This is a genomic window from Bradyrhizobium sp. USDA 4452 (assembly GCF_054063575.1).
The window spans coordinates 4,732,808-4,747,773 of record NZ_JBSSGK010000001.1 but is presented as its reverse complement, the minus strand read 5'-3'; the positions used below and the strand labels follow the sequence as shown (position 1 = coordinate 4,747,773).

Genomic DNA, 14,966 nt, shown 5'->3' with positions numbered 1-14,966 from the left:
GTTTATCAGAAGCAAGCGGGACGCCTTGTGAGGCGCCTCACGGTCCGCGACAGATTGACCCTGCCATCCTGACTGTTAGTCGGCGAAACCGACCGCCGGTTCGGGTTTGGCCGGTCACGCGATTTCGTGGCACCATCACGCCAACAAGAACAGGACCACGGAGGACACGATGCAGGGCACAAGCGCGGCGGTTCCACTCGCCAGGGCCGGCGAGGTCCGCAGCACAGCGCGAGCCCTCCTCGCCGTCGCGCTGCTGGCCGGCTGCGCCGCGGGCTGCGGCCTGGTCGACGCCGTGTTCGATGGCTTCAAGCACGCCAAGGCCGTGGAGAACGATGTGGTCGCGATGGTCGGGGTCAAACCGGCGGTCGGGTTCAACTGGCACAATGGCCGGCTCACGTCGGTAACCGTTACCTTCCCCAGCCTGCTGCAGGACAAGCCATTGCACGAACTCGCCGACGCCGCGCGCGCTGCGGTCAGCAAGGAGTTCAAGCAGCGCGCCGACGACGTCGTGCTCGCCTTCTCGCTGGGGCCGTCCGAGACGTCAGCAGCACAGGCGGACCCAGCTCAGGGCAAGAACTTGCCTTGAGCGGATTTATTCCCCGCTCTGAGTCACATGCTCCTGATATTGCGGCAGGTCGTCGCGTATCTCGTACCAGGGCGCCTTGGAGCCGACGAAGATATGCGCGGTCGGCCGGATCGTCGGCGCATCGCGCAGCGTGCCCATCGTGACATGGACATAGGCGCCGTTGCGGACCTGCGAATACAGCAGCGACCCGCAGCGGCCGCAATGCGCATCGTGGGTGAGCTCGTCGCCGTAGACCAAAAGACCGTCGGCGCCGCTGATGACGGTGAATTTTTCGCGCGCGATTCCCGCGAACGGCTTGAACGCCGATCCCGTGATGCGCCGGCAATTCGAGCAGTGACAATTCAGCGCATAGCCGAACGCGTCGGCTACCTCGTAGCGTACGTCGCGGCAGAAGCATTCGCCGGTCAGGATGCGAACGTTCGAATTTGCGTTCGAATTTTCAGATGCGGTCACAACTCACTCCTCACGCGGAATTTTATCGCCGGCCATGGCGTAATCTGGCGGTTCATGGCTAAATCCCAAAGCCCTTTCCGTTCCGATTGAATTGGAACGGGGGCTCCAGATTCTCGTTTTGACGCGTTTTCTTCACGCGAACTGGTACCCACTTCGCTCGAAAGCGCTCTCGTAGTTCAAATCCTGCCGGGAGGACTAACCAATGAGTCAGGAACGATCCACCGTCGAAAGCGTCGTGCAGACCTATTTCGACGGCCTCTACGAGAGCGATGCCGACAAGCTCGCGACGGCCTTTCATCCCAGCGCCGACCTGCGCTGGGTGGACAAGGGCGAGCTGAAAGTCCTCAGCGTGCCGGACTGGCTCGCTCTGGTGCGCAAGCGGCCGTCGGCGAAGGCCGAGGGCAAGCCGCGCGAGGACTTCATCGTCACCATCGACCGTTCCGACGACAACACCGCGTTCATCAAGGTGCGCTGCCAGCTGCCGCCGCGCTATTTCACCGACTACCTTGTCGCGATGAAGCTCGCCGATGGCTGGCAGATCGTCTCGAAATCCTACCGCTTCGACGTGCGGGATTGACCGGGCCGCCCACCGCATCCCTGCGACGGCTTTATGACGCGCTTCAGCGGTCCGGCTCCCGCCGGACCGCATTGACTGGCGCTGGTTTCCGGGCGAATTGAGCCCGTTATGGAAGCCAAGTTTCAGATCTTTCTCACTTTGCTCGGCGTGCTGGCGGGAACCGCCCTGGTTGCACGGCGGACCGATATCGCGCCCGCGATCCTGCTGCTGCTGGTCGGCATCGTGCTCGCCTTCGTGCCGGGCATGCCGTCGCTGGAACTGCCGCCCGAGCTGGTGCTTCTGGTGGTGCTGCCGCCGCTGATCTATTCGGCGAGCGTCGCGATGAGCTGGCGCGAGTTCAAGGCCAATCTGCGGCCGATCATCCTGCTGTCGGTCGGCTGCGTGATCTTCACCGCCTTCATGGTCGCGGCCGCGACCCACTATCTGATCGGCCTGCCCTGGAGCATCGGCTTCCTGCTAGGCGCGATCGTGGCGCCGCCCGACGTGGTGGCGCCGCTGGCGATCGCACGCAAGCTCGGCATGCCCCGCCGCATCCTCGTGGTGCTCGAGGGCGAAGGGCTCGCCAATGACGCCACCGCACTGATCCTCTACCGCTTCGCGCTCGCCGCCATCACCACCGGGCTGTTCTCGCTGCCGAAGGCGACCGGCACATTCTTCGTCATCGTTGCCGGCGAGATCGCGTTCGGCACCGCGGTCGGCTGGCTCAGCCTGCGTGCCCGCCGTCGCGCCAGGGACCCGCAGGTCGAGATCACGCTGTCGCTGATCACGCCCTATCTCGCCTACTGGATCCCCGAGCATTTCGGCGGCAGCGGCGTGATCGCAACCGTCGCCTGCGGGCTCTATATGAGCTGGAACGGGCCGCTGCTGATCTCGGCCGCGACCCGTCTGCAGGGCATCTTCTTCTGGGACCTGATCATCTATCTGATCGAGGGCCTGCTGTTCCTCCTGACCGGCTTCCAGATGCGCTCGCTGTACGAGAAGTCGAAGGCGTTCCCGCTGCATGACATCCTGGCCGCCACCGCGCTGGTCGCCGTGATCGTGATCGTCGCGCGCTTCCTCTGGGTGTTCCCCGGCACCTATCTGCCGCGCTGGATCAGCGCCCGCATGCGCGCACGCGATCCGCTGCCGTCATGGCGGGCGGTGTTCGTGGTCGCCTTCACCGGCGTGCGCGGCGCGGTCTCGCTCGCCGCGGCACTTGCGCTGCCGTTGACATTGCCAAGCGGCGAGGCCTTCCCGTATCGCGACCTGATCCTGTTCGTGGCCTTCGGCGTGATCTTCGTGACGCTGGTCGGCCTCGGTCTTACCCTGCCGCCGGTGGTGCACTGGCTCGGCCTTGCCAAGGACGGGCGCAGCGAGCACATTGCCGAGCACGAGCAGGAGATCGAGGCGCGGCGCGAGGCGCTGAACGCCGCGCTGAAGTCGCTCGAAGCCATCACCGACGATCGCGAGCTCTCCGACGAGGTCGTCAAGGTGCTGCGCTCGCGCCATGAGATCCGCATCAACCAGCTGCCCGACACGCTCGATCCCGACAAGCACGACGTCTCCGCCACCGGCACCGCGCTGACGCGGGAGCTGATCTCCTCCGAACGCAAGTTCATCCACATGCTGCTGCGCGACGGCAAGATCACCGACGAGACCAGACGGCGCATCGAGCGCGATCTCGACCTCGAGGAGGCCAGCCTGTCCAATCGCGAGTATCGCAGGATTCCGTTGTAGCCCCGGATACCTCCCCACGTCGTCCCGGCGAAGGCCGCGACGACAGCAATAGCTACTCCGCCGCGGCGTGCTGCCCGGGACCGCCGACGAAGCCTGCGGGATCGCCGAACCGCTCGATCATCACGGCGGTGAGGTCCTTGGTCTTGCTGGTGACGCAGGCGCCGGATCGCACGGTGTAGCGATCCTGGTGCGCGGCGTGCGGCGGCGCCTCCCCCTTTTGCAGCGCCCGGGCCGCCTCCATCACCAGCTTGCGGAAATGCATGATGCCGAGATCGGTCGGGCCGAGATGCTCACGGGTGCGGTCGGCGATCGGGCCTTGGCTGTCCTGCACCGCGGCGTCCTGCTCGGAGACGCCCTTGATCCCGGTGTAGCTCCTGGTTCGCTGCAGCTTGCGGTCGATCAGATAGTCGTTGGCCTTGTTGCGCAGCGGCACGTAGTTCTCGTCGACCACAGCCATCACGCCGTTGCCGTTGACGTACCCCTCCCGCTCGGCGTCGGTCAGCGGGCGGTCGGGATTCCACGCATAGGTGTAGATCCAGCAATTGGTGTCGGTCACCGGCACGAAGGTCTGGCCGAACATGTTCTCGCCCGGCATCGAGCTCGGCGCGTAGCTGTGGAACGGCATCAGGAACTGGGCGATGCGCCAGTAGATGTCGTCGCTGCCGGTGAGCCGTCCGCCGGCGACCGTGAGGCCGGCGTCATGCGGATTGATCTTGATCACCGGGCGCGGATCCTCGGCGATCCAGCGCATGTGGTCGGTCGCGACCCGCGTCAGCGGATTGACGAAATGCTTCTTGATGTCGAGGATCTCGTTCTCCTCCTTCTCGAAGGAGAGATGCGCGAAGGTGAAATGCGCGGTGTCGATCGAACCTTCCACCGCCTGAACCCAATTGCAGTCCTGCCATTTCTTGGTGACGAAGCGGTGCGAGGCCGGCAGCAGCGCCATCTCCAGCGCCGGCAATTCGGGCATCTGATCGGCCGGACCCATATAGGCCCAGATCATGTCACCCCATTCGCGCACCGGGTAGGACTTGATGCGGATCAGGTCCTTGGCGTTGAGATCCGGGTAGGACGTCGGCATGTCGACGCAGCGGCCGTCGGTATCGAACTTCCAGCCGTGATAGACGCAGCGGATGCCGCATTCCTCGTTGCGGCCGAGCCAGAGATTGGCGCCGCGATGCGGGCAATATTGGTCGATGATTCCGACCACGCCTCGCGAGTCGCGGAAGGCGAGCAGCTCCTCGCCCATGACAACGATCTTCTTCGGGTCGCTGTCGGGCTCCGGCAGCTCTTCCGACAGCAACACCGGGATCCAGAACCGGCGCAGCAATTCGCCCATCCCCGTCCCTGCACCGGACTCGGTGAGAAATCTGTTGTCTTCGGCGCGAAGCATGGACGCTCTCCCGATTTATTTTCGTTTTAGTTCGTAGGATATCTCACACCGGCCGCTCGCCCTTCACGGTGACGCGGGTGCCGGAGCGGGTGTGCGGCCAGTAGTCCCACATCGCACGGTGCTGGGCGCAGCGATTGTCCCAGAATGCGATCGCGTTCTCGGTCCAGCGGAAGCGGCACTGGAACAGCGGGTTCTCAGCGTGCTGGTAGAGATAGGCCAGCATGGCATCGCTCTCGTCGCGCGGGATGCCGACGATGAAGCGGGTGAAGCCGCGGTTGACGTAGAGCGCCTTCTTTCCGGTCACGGGATGGGTGCGCACCACCGGATGCTCGGCGCGCGGATAGCTCTGCTTGTCGGCGACGCCGTAATTGGCGTACAGGCCGCGATAAGTCTGCTCACCGTCATGCAGCGCGGTCAGCCCGTCGAGATAGGCCTTCATGCGGTCCGACAGCGCCTCATAGGCGGCGTACATGTTGGCGAACAGCGTGTCGCCGCCGCGCGGCGGGCACTGCTTGATATAGAGGATCGAGCCCATCGGCGGCTCGAGATCGCAGGACACGTCGGTGTGCCAGCCCTCGCCATTGGCGCGCGGCGAATCCTTGTCGGCATAGATCTTCATCAGCGCCGGATCGCCCTCGTTGGGCGCGGCCGGGTGCACGTGCAGCTCGCCGAACTTGCGCCCGAAGGCGAGATGCTGGTCGGGGCTGATGTGCTGGTCGCGGAAGAAGATGACGAGGTTTTCGGCGAGCGCGCGATGGATCTCGTCCATCTGGCGGTTTGAGCGCGCATCGTCGCCAACCAGTTTGCCGATATCGACGCCGGAGATTTCCGCACCGATGATCGGCGTCAGCTTCTCGACGCCGATGGTCTCATAGGGCTCGGATTGGTCGGCGAGGTGGCGGTAGCGCGGACCCTGCTTGCCGGACAACGAGCTCATGGGCGTTCTCCCGATGGTTGTTGTTTTGACCATCGTAGCCCGGATGAAGCGAAGTGCAATCCGGGACCAGCCCATGCATGGCAGCACCGCCCCGGATTTCGCTGACGCTCAATCCGGGCAACAGGACCGCGCTCTACTCAGCGGCGCCGGCCGGCTCCGGCAGCTTGGCGCCGTTGCCGTAGCGCTGGTCGATATAGTCGATCACCAGCGCCTTGAAGTCGGCGGCGATGCCGGGACCGCGCAGGGTGCGGAACTTCTTGCCGTCGACGAACACGGGCGCGGCCGGCGCCTCGCCGGTGCCGGGCAGCGAGATGCCGATATTGGCGTGCTTGGATTCGCCGGGGCCGTTGACGATGCAGCCCATGACCGCGACGTTGAGCTGCTCGACGCCCGGATATTTGGTCTTCCAGGCCGGCATCTCGTCGCGGATGAAATCCTGGATCGAGCGCGCCAGCTCCTGGAACGTGGTCGAGGTGGTGCGGCCGCAGCCCGGGCAGGCCGCGACCAGCGGCACGAAGGTGCGGAAGCCCATGGTCTGCAGCAGTTCCTGCGCGACCTGCACTTCCAGCGTGCGATCGCCGCCGGGCTCCGGCGTCAGCGAGATGCGGATGGTGTCGCCGATGCCCTGCTGCAAGAGAATGCCGAGCGCGGCCGAGGAGGCGACAATGCCCTTCGAGCCCATGCCGGCCTCGGTCAGGCCGAGATGGATCGCATAGTCCGAGCGGCGTACGACTTCCTGATAGACCGCGATCAGATCCTGCACGGCCGAGACCTTGGCCGACAGGATGATCTTGTTCTTCGGCATGCCGAGCTCTTGGGCGCGGGCCGCCGACAGCAGCGCCGACTGCACCATCGCCTCGCGGGTTACCGCACGGGCATCGCGCGGATTGGCCGATGCCGTGTTCTCGTCCATCAGCTTGGTGAGCAGCTCCTGGTCGAGCGAGCCCCAATTGGCGCCGATGCGGACCGGCTTGTTGTTCTTGTTGGCGATCTCGATGATGTCGGCGAACTGGGTGTCGCGCTTGTTCTTGAAGCCGACATTGCCCGGATTGATGCGGTACTTGTCTAGCGCCTCGGCGCAGGCCGGATACTCGGCGAGCAGCTTGTGACCGATATAGTGGAAGTCACCGATCAGCGGCGTGGTGATGCCGCGCTTGCGCAGGCCGTCACGGATGTGCGGCACGGCGGCAGCGGCTTCCTCGCGGTCGACGGTGATGCGCACCATCTCGGAGCCGGCGCGGGAGAGCGCGGCGACCTGGGCAATGGTGCCGTCGATATCGGCGGTGTCGGTGTTGGTCATCGACTGCACGACGATCGGCGCACCGCCGCCGACGGCAACGTTGCCGACCATGACCTGCGTGGTTTGGTGCCGGGCTTGAGGACCTGCGACGTCGTCTTGCGGCAAAATCTCGGGCTTGTTCATGGCGTCTCGAATATCAGGTTTTGGTGACATTCACCAAGGGGGCGATGGGCCTCGCGCACGGCGGGCCAAACGGTGATGTTTCGGAGTGAATTCAACAGCTTATGACGCCGATCGAGGCCAAAGGCAAGCCATGCAGCGGCGTCCTGCATGGTCAGCTATATTGGGCCGAATTGGGGTGAATCAAAGGGCAAAGTGACAGCTTTTCATGTGATCTGGCGCATCTTAGCATCCCGTTAAACACAGACCGGGAGGGCGTCACATGGCCGGCCATAGCGAGCTGATCACCACGGCGGAACTTGCCGAGATCCTGACCCGTCCCGAGCTGCGCCTGTTCGACTGCACGACCTATCTGGAGCCGGCCCCTGCGGGGAGCAACATACCCTATATTGTCGTCTCGGGCCGCCAGACCTTCGAGGCCGGCCACATTCCGGGCGCCAATTTCCTCGATCTGCAGGCCGAGTTTTCCGACGCCCACACTGATCTGCGCTTCATGATGCCGCCGACGGCCCAGCTCGAGGCCGCGTTCGGCCGCCACGGCATCTCGGCGAGCAGCCGCGTGGTGCTCTACTCGATCGGGACGGCGATGTGGGCGACACGATTCTGGTGGATGCTGCATTCGCTGGGCTTTGCGGGCGCTGCGGTGCTCGACGGCGGCATCGACAAATGGACCGCCGAGGGACGCGACATCGAGACCGGGCTTGCCGGCGGCTATCCGCCGGCCACGTTTCCGGCGCGGCCGCAAGACGGCATGTTCGTCGGCAAGCACGACGTGCTCGCCGCCACCACGGAGCGCGACACCGTGATCGTCAATGCGCTCGGCCCGCAATTCTACAAGGGACTGGAGCCGAGCCGCTACGGCCGGCCCGGCCGCATCCCCGGCAGCGTCAGCGTGCCGGCGGCAAGTTTGATCGATCCCAAGGACAAGACGTTCGTGCCGCTGGCCGAGGCCGAAGCAACCTTCGCCGCGCAAGGCATCACCAGGGACAAGCGCGTCGTGGCCTATTGTGGCGGCGGCATTTCCGCAACCATCGACCTGTTCCAGCTGCATCGGCTCGGCTACGACAATCTCACGCTCTATGACGGCTCGATGGGCGAATGGGCGAAGGATGAGACGTTGCCGATCGAGAGGGGTTAGAAGGGCTGCGGCGCCGAGGTCTCACGCCGGCACGTTGGGATCCGGCGTCACCTTCGGGTCGGGCTTGTTGACCAGATAAAGCCCTGCGATCACCAGCAGCGCGGCGACGCCGAACACCGGCGTCAGCGTGTCGTGCATGATGAAATAGGCCGCGACCACGCCGAACAGCGGCGTGACGAAGGTGAAGGCCGACAGCTTGCTCGCCGAATAGGTCTTCACCATCGCAAACCAGATGACAAACGTGCAGCCGACCACCCAGACCGCCTGATAGGCGAGCAGCGAGATCGACAGCGCGCCCGGCACGTGCGCGATGCGCTCGCCCGCGATCCAGGCGGCGAGGCCCAGGATCGGGATCGAGATCGCGACCTGGTAGCCGAGCGCCTTTTCCGGCGCGGCCTTGCGCAGCTGCGTGCCCTTGGCAACCAGCGTTGTTGCCGCCCACAGCGCGCCGCCGCCGACCACCATGAGATCGCCGAGCAGTACCTTGGCGTCGACATTCGGCTGCGGCACGCCGATCGCGAGCGCAACGCCGGCAAAGCTCAGCGCCAGGCCGCTCCATTGCACGGTCGACAGACGCTCGCCGAGAAACTGGTGCGAGCCGAGCGCGACGAAGAACGGTGCAGTGTAGAGGAACACCGAGGCGCGCGACGCCGAAGTGAAGGTGAGCCCGGTGAAGATCAGCACGAACTCGCAGCCGAACATCAGCCCGGCGATCACGCCCGGCAGCAGCGTGCCGTCGCGCTCGAAGAACCTGACGCCGCGCAGCCAGCCGACGATCAGCATGACCGGCAGCGCGCCCGAGGAGCGGATCAACGCCTGCAGCATCGGCGGCACGTCGGGCAGCGCGAGCTTGACCGCGAGCTGGTTGAAGCCCCAGCTCACGCACAGCATCAGCATCAATGCGATGGCGCCCGGCGGCAACCCATGGCCGACGCTGACGGGCCTCGTGACACTGGCGGAGATCGCTTGGGTCGACATTGTTTCCTCGCGGGCCGGCTTGTCGGCCTGTTGTTGTTAGTGTTCGCGTGTCGCTTGGATCGTCATTGCGAGCGGAGCGAAGCAATCCATTTCACCACCCGCCGAAGCATGGATTGCTTCGTCGCTGCGCTCCTCGCAATGACCGGGGTGAAAATCATTTCTGGCAATGCGCGCAGGTGCCGGCGATCTCGACCACGGAGAGCTTTGGGATGAAGCCGGAGGCCCGGGCCGCGGCGGTCAGGCTTTGCGCGACCGGCGCGGCGGGGATTTCGCCGACCGAGCCGCAATGATCGCAGATCAGGAACGCCACCATCGAGGTCTCGTCATGATCATGCGCGCAGGCGAGGAAGGCGTTGCGGCTCTCGATGCGGTGAACGAGGCCATTCTCCATCAGGAAGTCGAGCGCGCGATAGACGGTAATCGGGGCCGGCCGCGGCATCGTCTTGGCCAGCTCGTCGATCACCTCATAGGCGCCGAGCGGCCGATGGCTCGACAGCAGCGCCTGCAGCACCTGACGGCGGATCGGGGTGAATTTTTGGCCGCGGCGCGCACAGACCTGCTCGGCATGCGCCATCGCGTCTGCGGCGCAGCGGCCGTGATCGTGGTCGGGTGCAGGGAATGTCGGCTTGGCCAGGCTCATTGCCCTGATATGTAGCATTCTTGCGTCGGTTCCCATAGCCCGGGCCAGCCGTGCCCGGTCGCTCGCTGCCTTCCAGCCATGTCCGCAGAGCGGGGCAGCCTCCCGTTAACCCGGCATGCGGGAATCATAAGCAAGCTTATTATATGCCAAGCTTATGGAGGCAGCACCGATGCGCGGTTCCGTGGACACGGAGTTCATGTTTACGCTGGGCGAATTGTTCCGGCTGATCCGTGTCTATGCCGACAAGGAGGCCGCGCGCTACGGCATCACCCGGGCGCAATGGGCGGTGCTGTCGAAGGTGGAGCGCCAGGAGGGGCTGAAGCAGACCGAGCTCGCCGAGCTGCTCGAGATGCAGCCGATCACGCTGACGCGGCTGATCGACAAGCTCTGCGACAACGGCTGGATCGAGCGCCGCAGCGACGACAACGACCGCCGCGTCAACCGCCTCTATCTCAAGAAGGCCGCGCGCCCGCTGCTCGGCAAGCTGGCCGGCCTGCGCTCCGAACTCACCGCGACCGCGCTCGAGGGCATCAGCCCCACTGATGCGCATCGCCTGCTCACCCAACTGGAATCGATCAAGGAAAACGTTCGCAATGCCATCCAAAGCCCAGCCGGCGAGCCCTCCCGAAAGGAACAACGCTATGGCTGAACCCGTCCTCAAGCTGGCGCCAGAGCAGAAGAGCAATCCGGGCGAGCCCGTGCCGGCAGGCAAGGCCAGCCGCGCGCCGCGCCGTCGCCTGATGGCGGGCCTGCGGCGCTATCGCCGGGTGCTGCTGCTCGTCGTGCTGCCGATCGTGGCGGTCATCGTCGGCGGCGTGTTCTATCTCAATGGCGGCCGCTATGTCGGCACCGACGATGCCTATGTCGGCGCGCAGAAGGTGCTGATCACGCCGGAAATCTCCGGCAAGATCGACAAGATCGTTGTGAAGGAAGGCCAGCACGTCAAGAAGGGCGACGAGCTGTTCGAAATCGACCCTGTTCCGTTCCGCCTCGCGGTGGACCAGGCCAAGGCGGCACTCGACCAGACCAGGACCACCTATGACACCCTGGTCGACAACATCAAGATCAACACCAGGATGCTGGACTTCGCCCAGCAGAGCATCGAGTTGAAGAAGCGCGACGTCGAGCGCAAATCGACGCTCGCCAAGCAGAACTTCGGCTCGCAGCTCGACCTCGACAATGCGGCCAACGCGCAAGTGACCGCCGAGAGCCTGGCGCAATACATCAAGCAGCAGATATCGAAGGACAAGACCCAGCTGCTCGGCGATATCGATCTGCCGATCGAGCGGTTCCCGCCCTACGCCCAGGCCAAGGCCAAGCTCGACGACGCCCAGCGCAATCTCGATCACACCGTGCTGCGCGCGCCGATGGACGGCGTGGCAACCCAGGTCGACCAGATTCAGCTCGGCCGTTTCGTCACCGCGGGTGCGCCGGTGTTCTCGGTGATCGATGTCGACCATCCCTGGGTCGACGCCAATCCGAAGGAAAGCGACTTCACCTATGTCGCGGTCGGCCAGCCGGTCGAGCTCGACGTCGACGCGTTCCCCAACCACCAGTTCAAGGGCAAGGTCGGCTCGCTGTCGCCGGGCACCGGCGCACAGTTCGCGATCCTGCCGCCGCAGAACGCCACCGGCAACTTCGTCAAGGTGGTGCAGCGCGTGCCGGTGCGGATCTACTTCGACGAGAACGATCCGTTCGTGAAGAAGCTGAAGGCCGGCATGAGCGTCTACGCGACGATCGACACCAACCACCGCCGCACGCTGGCCGGCCTGCTCGGGCTGCGCTCAGCCTCCGCGCACCCGGACCACCAGGAGTAAGATGAAGCAAGATCGAAGCCCCGCGCGTCACCTCTCCCGCTGTGGGAGAGGTCGGATTGCATCGCCAGATGCAATCCGGGTGAGGGATTTGGCTCTCTCGTGGGACCTGCGCCCCCTCACCCGCGCCTTCGGCGCGACCTCTCCCCGCTGGGGAGAGGTGATTCCCTGCTGCATCGACGAATCGGACTAACGCCAATGAATGCACCGTCACCATCCGCCGTGCCCGGCATGCGCCGGAACATGGTGACGATCTGCGCGATGACCGCGACGATCATGCAGGCGCTCGACACCACGATCGCCAACGTCGCGCTGCCCTACATGCAGGGCTCGCTGTCGGCCTCGCAGGACCAGATCAACTGGGTGCTGACCTCCTACATCGTCGCGGCCGCGATCATGACCGCGCCGGTGGGCTGGATCGCCAACCGCTTCGGCCGCAAGCGCATCTTCATCATCTGCTCGGCCGGCTTCACCATTGCCTCGGTGTTCTGCGGCCTCGCGCAGGACATCAACCAGATGGTGCTGTTCCGCCTGTTGCAGGGCGTGTTCGGCGCGGCGCTGGTGCCGCTGTCGCAGGCGGTGATGCTCGATTCCTACGCGCTGCACGAGCGCGCCAAGGCGATGTCGATCTGGGGCATGGGCGTGATGATGGGCCCGATCATGGGCCCCTCGCTCGGCGCCTGGCTGACCGAGACCTATTCCTGGCACTGGGTGTTCTTCGTCAACCTGCCGTTCGGCGCCATCACCGTGCTCGGCCTTGCGGTGTTCATGGACGAGACCAAGCAGGACCTCCGCCTCCGCTTCGACTGGTTCGGCTTCGGCGCGCTCGCGGTCGCGATCGGCGCGCTACAGCTCGCGCTCGACCGCGGCGAGCAGCTCGGCTGGCTGGAATCCAACGAGATCATGATCGAATTCGTCGTCGCGGCGGTCGGCGCCTACTTCTTCTTCGCCCATTCGTTGACCACCGACAAGCCGTTCATCCAGTTCGCGATCTTCAAGGACCGCAATTTCCTCGGCGGCGTCGTGTTCATGACCGTGATGGGTCTCGTGCTGTATTCGACCATGGCACTGTCCTCGCCCTATCTGCAGAACGTGGTCGGCTATCCGATCATCACTGCCGGCCTGTTGCTGGCGACCCGCGGCGCCGGCACCTTCGTCGCGATGATGCTGGTCGGCCGCATGATGCGCTATTTCGAAGCGCGCACGCTGATCGTCTCCGGGCTGGCACTGACCGCGGCGTCGCTGTTCCAGATGACCGGCTGGACCGACATGACTCAGGCGCGCGAGATCATCGTCGTCAGTGTGATCCAGGGATTCGGCTTCGGCCTCGTCTTCGTGCCGCTGTCGACGGTGGCGTTCCTGACGTTGCCGGGCCAGCTGCGTACCGACGGCACCTCGATGCTGACCCTGTTCCGCAACGTCGCGAGTTCGGTCGGCATCTCGATCGTGATCGCACAGCTCACCGAGGGCGGACGGCGGATCTACGCAAAGCTGTCGGAGCAGATCAATCCGTTCAACCACGCGCTGCAGATGCCCGATGTATCGGGCATGATCAACCTCAACACCGACGCCGGCCGCGCGATGGCCGACAAGATGGTGGCTGCGCAGTCGCAGATCATCGCGTTCTCGCACGACTATCAGCTGGTGATGCTGTTCATCCTGGTGTCGATCCCGCTCGCGCTGATGATCGGTTCGACCAAGGCCACGCTGCGCGCACAGTCGGCGCCGCCGGATCATGCCGCGGTGATGGAGTAGGCTCCTCGTCATTCCGGGGCTCGCGAAGCGAGAGCCCGGAATCCATTCATCAGCAAGGTTCGCGGCCCGATGGATTCCGGGCTCGTGCTTCGCACGCCCCGGAATGACGAGGGGAGAAAGCCACGCTCACCCCCTCCCAAAGCGCAACACGCCGCACCCGTAAGCCGCGTTGACTTTCCGACATCGCCTCCCAATACTCCCCGAAAAATAAAATCCGTCGCAAATGACGGCTTCAGGGGAGGACGCGATGCCGACTTCACGCAGGACGCTGCTGAAGACCTCAGCGGCTGCCGCCGCTGCTTTCAGCTTCGATTGGACCCGCGCGCAGGCGCAAGCCGAAACGGTCCGGATCGGCGTGATCTACGACCTGACCGGTCCGTTTGCCGCCGGCGGCTCGGTCGCTTCCTCGATCGGAACGCAGATCGCGATCGATCTCGTCAACGAAAAGGGCGGGGTCGGCGGCAAGTACAAGATCGCGCCGGTCAACGTCGATTCCCAGAGCAAGCCGGATGTAGCGATCAACGAGGCCAATCGCCTGATCGATCAGGAGAAGGTCGACATCCTCAACGGCGTGTTCGCGAGCTCGCACGCGGTGCCGCTCGCCGCCAAGGTCGAGCAGCAGAAGCGGATCCTCTGGATCACGACCGCGGTCTCGACCGCCGTGTTCAAGGACAAGAACCTGCAATACGTGTTCCGCGCCCAGATCCATTCCGACCAATACGGCCAGGCCTTCGGCGGCTTCCTCGGCGAGCACGCCAAGGCCAGGCTCGGCATGGAGCCGAAGGACGTCAAGGTCGCGCTGATCCATGAGGACGGTCCCTATGGCGTCGGCGTTGCCGCCGCCGACGAGATGTTCGCCAAGGAAGCCGGGCTGCAGGTCGTGCTCAAGGAAGGCTATTCGGCCTCCGCGCCCGACCTCTCGGTGCTGGTGACCAAATTGAAGCGCGCCAAGGCCGACATCATCTCGCATGCCGGCTACAACCCCGACATTACCCTGTTCCTGCGCCAGGCGCGCGAGAGCGGGCTGAAGTTCAAGATGCTGTTCGGCGCCGGCGCCGGCTACAGCCAGCTCGACAAGCTGCGCACGACGTTCGGCGCCGACATCGACAATTTCTGCAACATCGACCCGGTCCCCGCCCAGTTGCTCGATCCCGCCAAGCTGGCGCCAGGTGTCGGCGACCTCACCAAGGTGATGGTGGCGCGCTATCGCGAGAAGACCAGCGCCACCGAAGTGCCGCCGCACTGCTCGATGGGGTTCAACCAGACCTGGGTGCTGCTCAACAATGTGCTGCCGGTCGCCAAGGAGAAATATGGCGGCTTCGATCCCGAGGCGATCCGCAAGGCCGCGCTCGACGTCGACATCCCTCCGGGCGGCACCATCCAGGGCTACGGCGTGAAATTCTATCCGCCGGGCACGCCGATGTCAGGCCAGAACGAGCGCTCGACACCGGTCGTGATGCAGAACGCCGGCGAGCGCATCACCGTGGTGTGGCCGACCAACATCAGGACGCAGGACCCGGTATTCCCGCTGCCGAAGGGATCAGTGTACGGGGCGTAGG

Annotated in this window: 14 protein-coding genes; 8 read left to right on the top strand and 6 right to left on the bottom strand. The window is 64.8% G+C overall.

What is annotated here, in order from left to right:
* Positions 1-169: 169 nt before the first annotated feature.
* Entirely contained in the window at positions 170-586 is a 417-nt protein-coding gene (locus tag ACVISU_RS22770; RefSeq protein ID WP_456708386.1) for a hypothetical protein, read from the top strand.
* Between the two features lie 6 nt (positions 587-592).
* Here the strand turns inward: ACVISU_RS22770 and ACVISU_RS22765 are convergent, their stop codons facing one another.
* Positions 593-1,039, bottom strand: a complete 447-nt coding sequence (locus tag ACVISU_RS22765; RefSeq protein WP_456708385.1) for a GFA family protein — start codon at positions 1,037-1,039, stop codon at positions 593-595.
* A 202-nt stretch (positions 1,040-1,241) separates the two neighbouring features.
* Between ACVISU_RS22765 and ACVISU_RS22760 the strand changes: the two genes are divergently transcribed.
* Positions 1,242-1,616: a nuclear transport factor 2 family protein gene (locus ACVISU_RS22760; RefSeq protein WP_456708384.1), complete on the top strand. Its 375-nt coding sequence runs from the start codon at positions 1,242-1,244 to the stop codon at positions 1,614-1,616.
* Positions 1,617-1,724: 108 nt separating this feature from the next.
* Positions 1,725-3,332, top strand: a complete 1,608-nt coding sequence (locus ACVISU_RS22755) for a Na+/H+ antiporter (protein ID WP_456708383.1) — start codon at positions 1,725-1,727, stop codon at positions 3,330-3,332.
* Positions 3,333-3,384: 52 nt separating this feature from the next.
* Here the strand turns inward: ACVISU_RS22755 and ACVISU_RS22750 are convergent, their stop codons facing one another.
* The 3 genes from ACVISU_RS22750 to ispG all read right to left on the bottom strand — a co-directional run bounded on the left by ACVISU_RS22750 (position 3,385) and on the right by ispG (position 7,085).
* A complete protein-coding gene (locus tag ACVISU_RS22750) occupies positions 3,385-4,725 on the bottom strand; it encodes a Rieske 2Fe-2S domain-containing protein (RefSeq protein WP_050404765.1) in 1,341 nt (446 codons plus the stop codon).
* 43 nt (positions 4,726-4,768) lie between these two features.
* Positions 4,769-5,662, bottom strand: a complete 894-nt coding sequence (locus ACVISU_RS22745) for a TauD/TfdA dioxygenase family protein (protein WP_050404764.1) — start codon at positions 5,660-5,662, stop codon at positions 4,769-4,771.
* 133 nt (positions 5,663-5,795) lie between these two features.
* Complete coding sequence (gene ispG, locus ACVISU_RS22740) at positions 5,796-7,085, bottom strand: flavodoxin-dependent (E)-4-hydroxy-3-methylbut-2-enyl-diphosphate synthase (RefSeq protein WP_050404763.1); 1,290 nt, start codon at positions 7,083-7,085, stop codon at positions 5,796-5,798.
* A gap of 259 nt (positions 7,086-7,344) precedes the next feature.
* On the opposite strand from ispG, the gene ACVISU_RS22735 reads away from it, so the two are divergent.
* Positions 7,345-8,220 (top strand): sulfurtransferase, encoded by an 876-nt coding sequence (locus ACVISU_RS22735; RefSeq protein WP_050404762.1) that lies wholly within the window; start codon positions 7,345-7,347, stop codon positions 8,218-8,220.
* Between the two features lie 21 nt (positions 8,221-8,241).
* Here ACVISU_RS22735 and ACVISU_RS22730 read toward each other — a convergent pair whose 3' ends face one another.
* Positions 8,242-9,198 (bottom strand): DMT family transporter, encoded by a 957-nt coding sequence (locus tag ACVISU_RS22730; protein ID WP_050404761.1) that lies wholly within the window; start codon positions 9,196-9,198, stop codon positions 8,242-8,244.
* A gap of 154 nt (positions 9,199-9,352) precedes the next feature.
* Positions 9,353-9,838: a Fur family transcriptional regulator gene (locus ACVISU_RS22725; protein ID WP_028338147.1), complete on the bottom strand. Its 486-nt coding sequence runs from the start codon at positions 9,836-9,838 to the stop codon at positions 9,353-9,355.
* A 169-nt stretch (positions 9,839-10,007) separates the two neighbouring features.
* Here ACVISU_RS22725 and ACVISU_RS22720 point away from each other — a divergent pair, with 169 nt between their 5' ends.
* From ACVISU_RS22720 to ACVISU_RS22705, 4 genes are all read left to right on the top strand, one after another.
* A complete protein-coding gene (locus ACVISU_RS22720; protein WP_050404815.1) occupies positions 10,008-10,487 on the top strand; it encodes a MarR family winged helix-turn-helix transcriptional regulator in 480 nt (159 codons plus the stop codon).
* Positions 10,480-11,655: an HlyD family secretion protein gene (locus ACVISU_RS22715; protein WP_050404760.1), complete on the top strand. Its 1,176-nt coding sequence runs from the start codon at positions 10,480-10,482 to the stop codon at positions 11,653-11,655. The genes ACVISU_RS22720 and ACVISU_RS22715 overlap by 8 nt, the downstream gene beginning before the upstream one ends.
* A 195-nt stretch (positions 11,656-11,850) precedes the next feature.
* Positions 11,851-13,407: an MDR family MFS transporter gene (locus ACVISU_RS22710; RefSeq protein WP_456708382.1), complete on the top strand. Its 1,557-nt coding sequence runs from the start codon at positions 11,851-11,853 to the stop codon at positions 13,405-13,407.
* 247 nt (positions 13,408-13,654) lie between these two features.
* Positions 13,655-14,965 carry an ABC transporter substrate-binding protein gene (locus tag ACVISU_RS22705; RefSeq protein WP_050404758.1) on the top strand — a complete coding sequence of 437 codons (1,311 nt, stop codon included), beginning with the start codon at positions 13,655-13,657 and terminating at the stop codon, positions 14,963-14,965.
* Position 14,966 lies beyond the last annotated feature (1 nt).

Excerpts from the sequence above, each read along its gene's own strand:
- ACVISU_RS22720 (WP_050404815.1), top strand. The coding sequence starts at position 10,008 with ATGCGCGGTTCCGTGGACACGGAGTTCATGTTTACGCTGGGCGAATTG.
- ACVISU_RS22725 (WP_028338147.1), bottom strand. The coding sequence starts at position 9,838 with ATGAGCCTGGCCAAGCCGACATTCCCTGCACCCGACCACGATCACGGC.
- ACVISU_RS22730 (WP_050404761.1), bottom strand. The coding sequence starts at position 9,198 with ATGTCGACCCAAGCGATCTCCGCCAGTGTCACGAGGCCCGTCAGCGTC.
- ACVISU_RS22750 (WP_050404765.1), bottom strand. The coding sequence starts at position 4,725 with ATGCTTCGCGCCGAAGACAACAGATTTCTCACCGAGTCCGGTGCAGGG.
- ACVISU_RS22705 (WP_050404758.1), top strand. The coding sequence starts at position 13,655 with ATGCCGACTTCACGCAGGACGCTGCTGAAGACCTCAGCGGCTGCCGCC.
- ACVISU_RS22770 (WP_456708386.1), top strand. The coding sequence starts at position 170 with ATGCAGGGCACAAGCGCGGCGGTTCCACTCGCCAGGGCCGGCGAGGTC.
- ispG (WP_050404763.1), bottom strand. The coding sequence starts at position 7,085 with ATGAACAAGCCCGAGATTTTGCCGCAAGACGACGTCGCAGGTCCTCAA.
- ACVISU_RS22710 (WP_456708382.1), top strand. The coding sequence starts at position 11,851 with ATGAATGCACCGTCACCATCCGCCGTGCCCGGCATGCGCCGGAACATG.
- ACVISU_RS22755 (WP_456708383.1), top strand. The coding sequence starts at position 1,725 with ATGGAAGCCAAGTTTCAGATCTTTCTCACTTTGCTCGGCGTGCTGGCG.
- ACVISU_RS22745 (WP_050404764.1), bottom strand. The coding sequence starts at position 5,662 with ATGAGCTCGTTGTCCGGCAAGCAGGGTCCGCGCTACCGCCACCTCGCC.
- ACVISU_RS22735 (WP_050404762.1), top strand. The coding sequence starts at position 7,345 with ATGGCCGGCCATAGCGAGCTGATCACCACGGCGGAACTTGCCGAGATC.
- ACVISU_RS22760 (WP_456708384.1), top strand. The coding sequence starts at position 1,242 with ATGAGTCAGGAACGATCCACCGTCGAAAGCGTCGTGCAGACCTATTTC.
- ACVISU_RS22715 (WP_050404760.1), top strand. The coding sequence starts at position 10,480 with ATGGCTGAACCCGTCCTCAAGCTGGCGCCAGAGCAGAAGAGCAATCCG.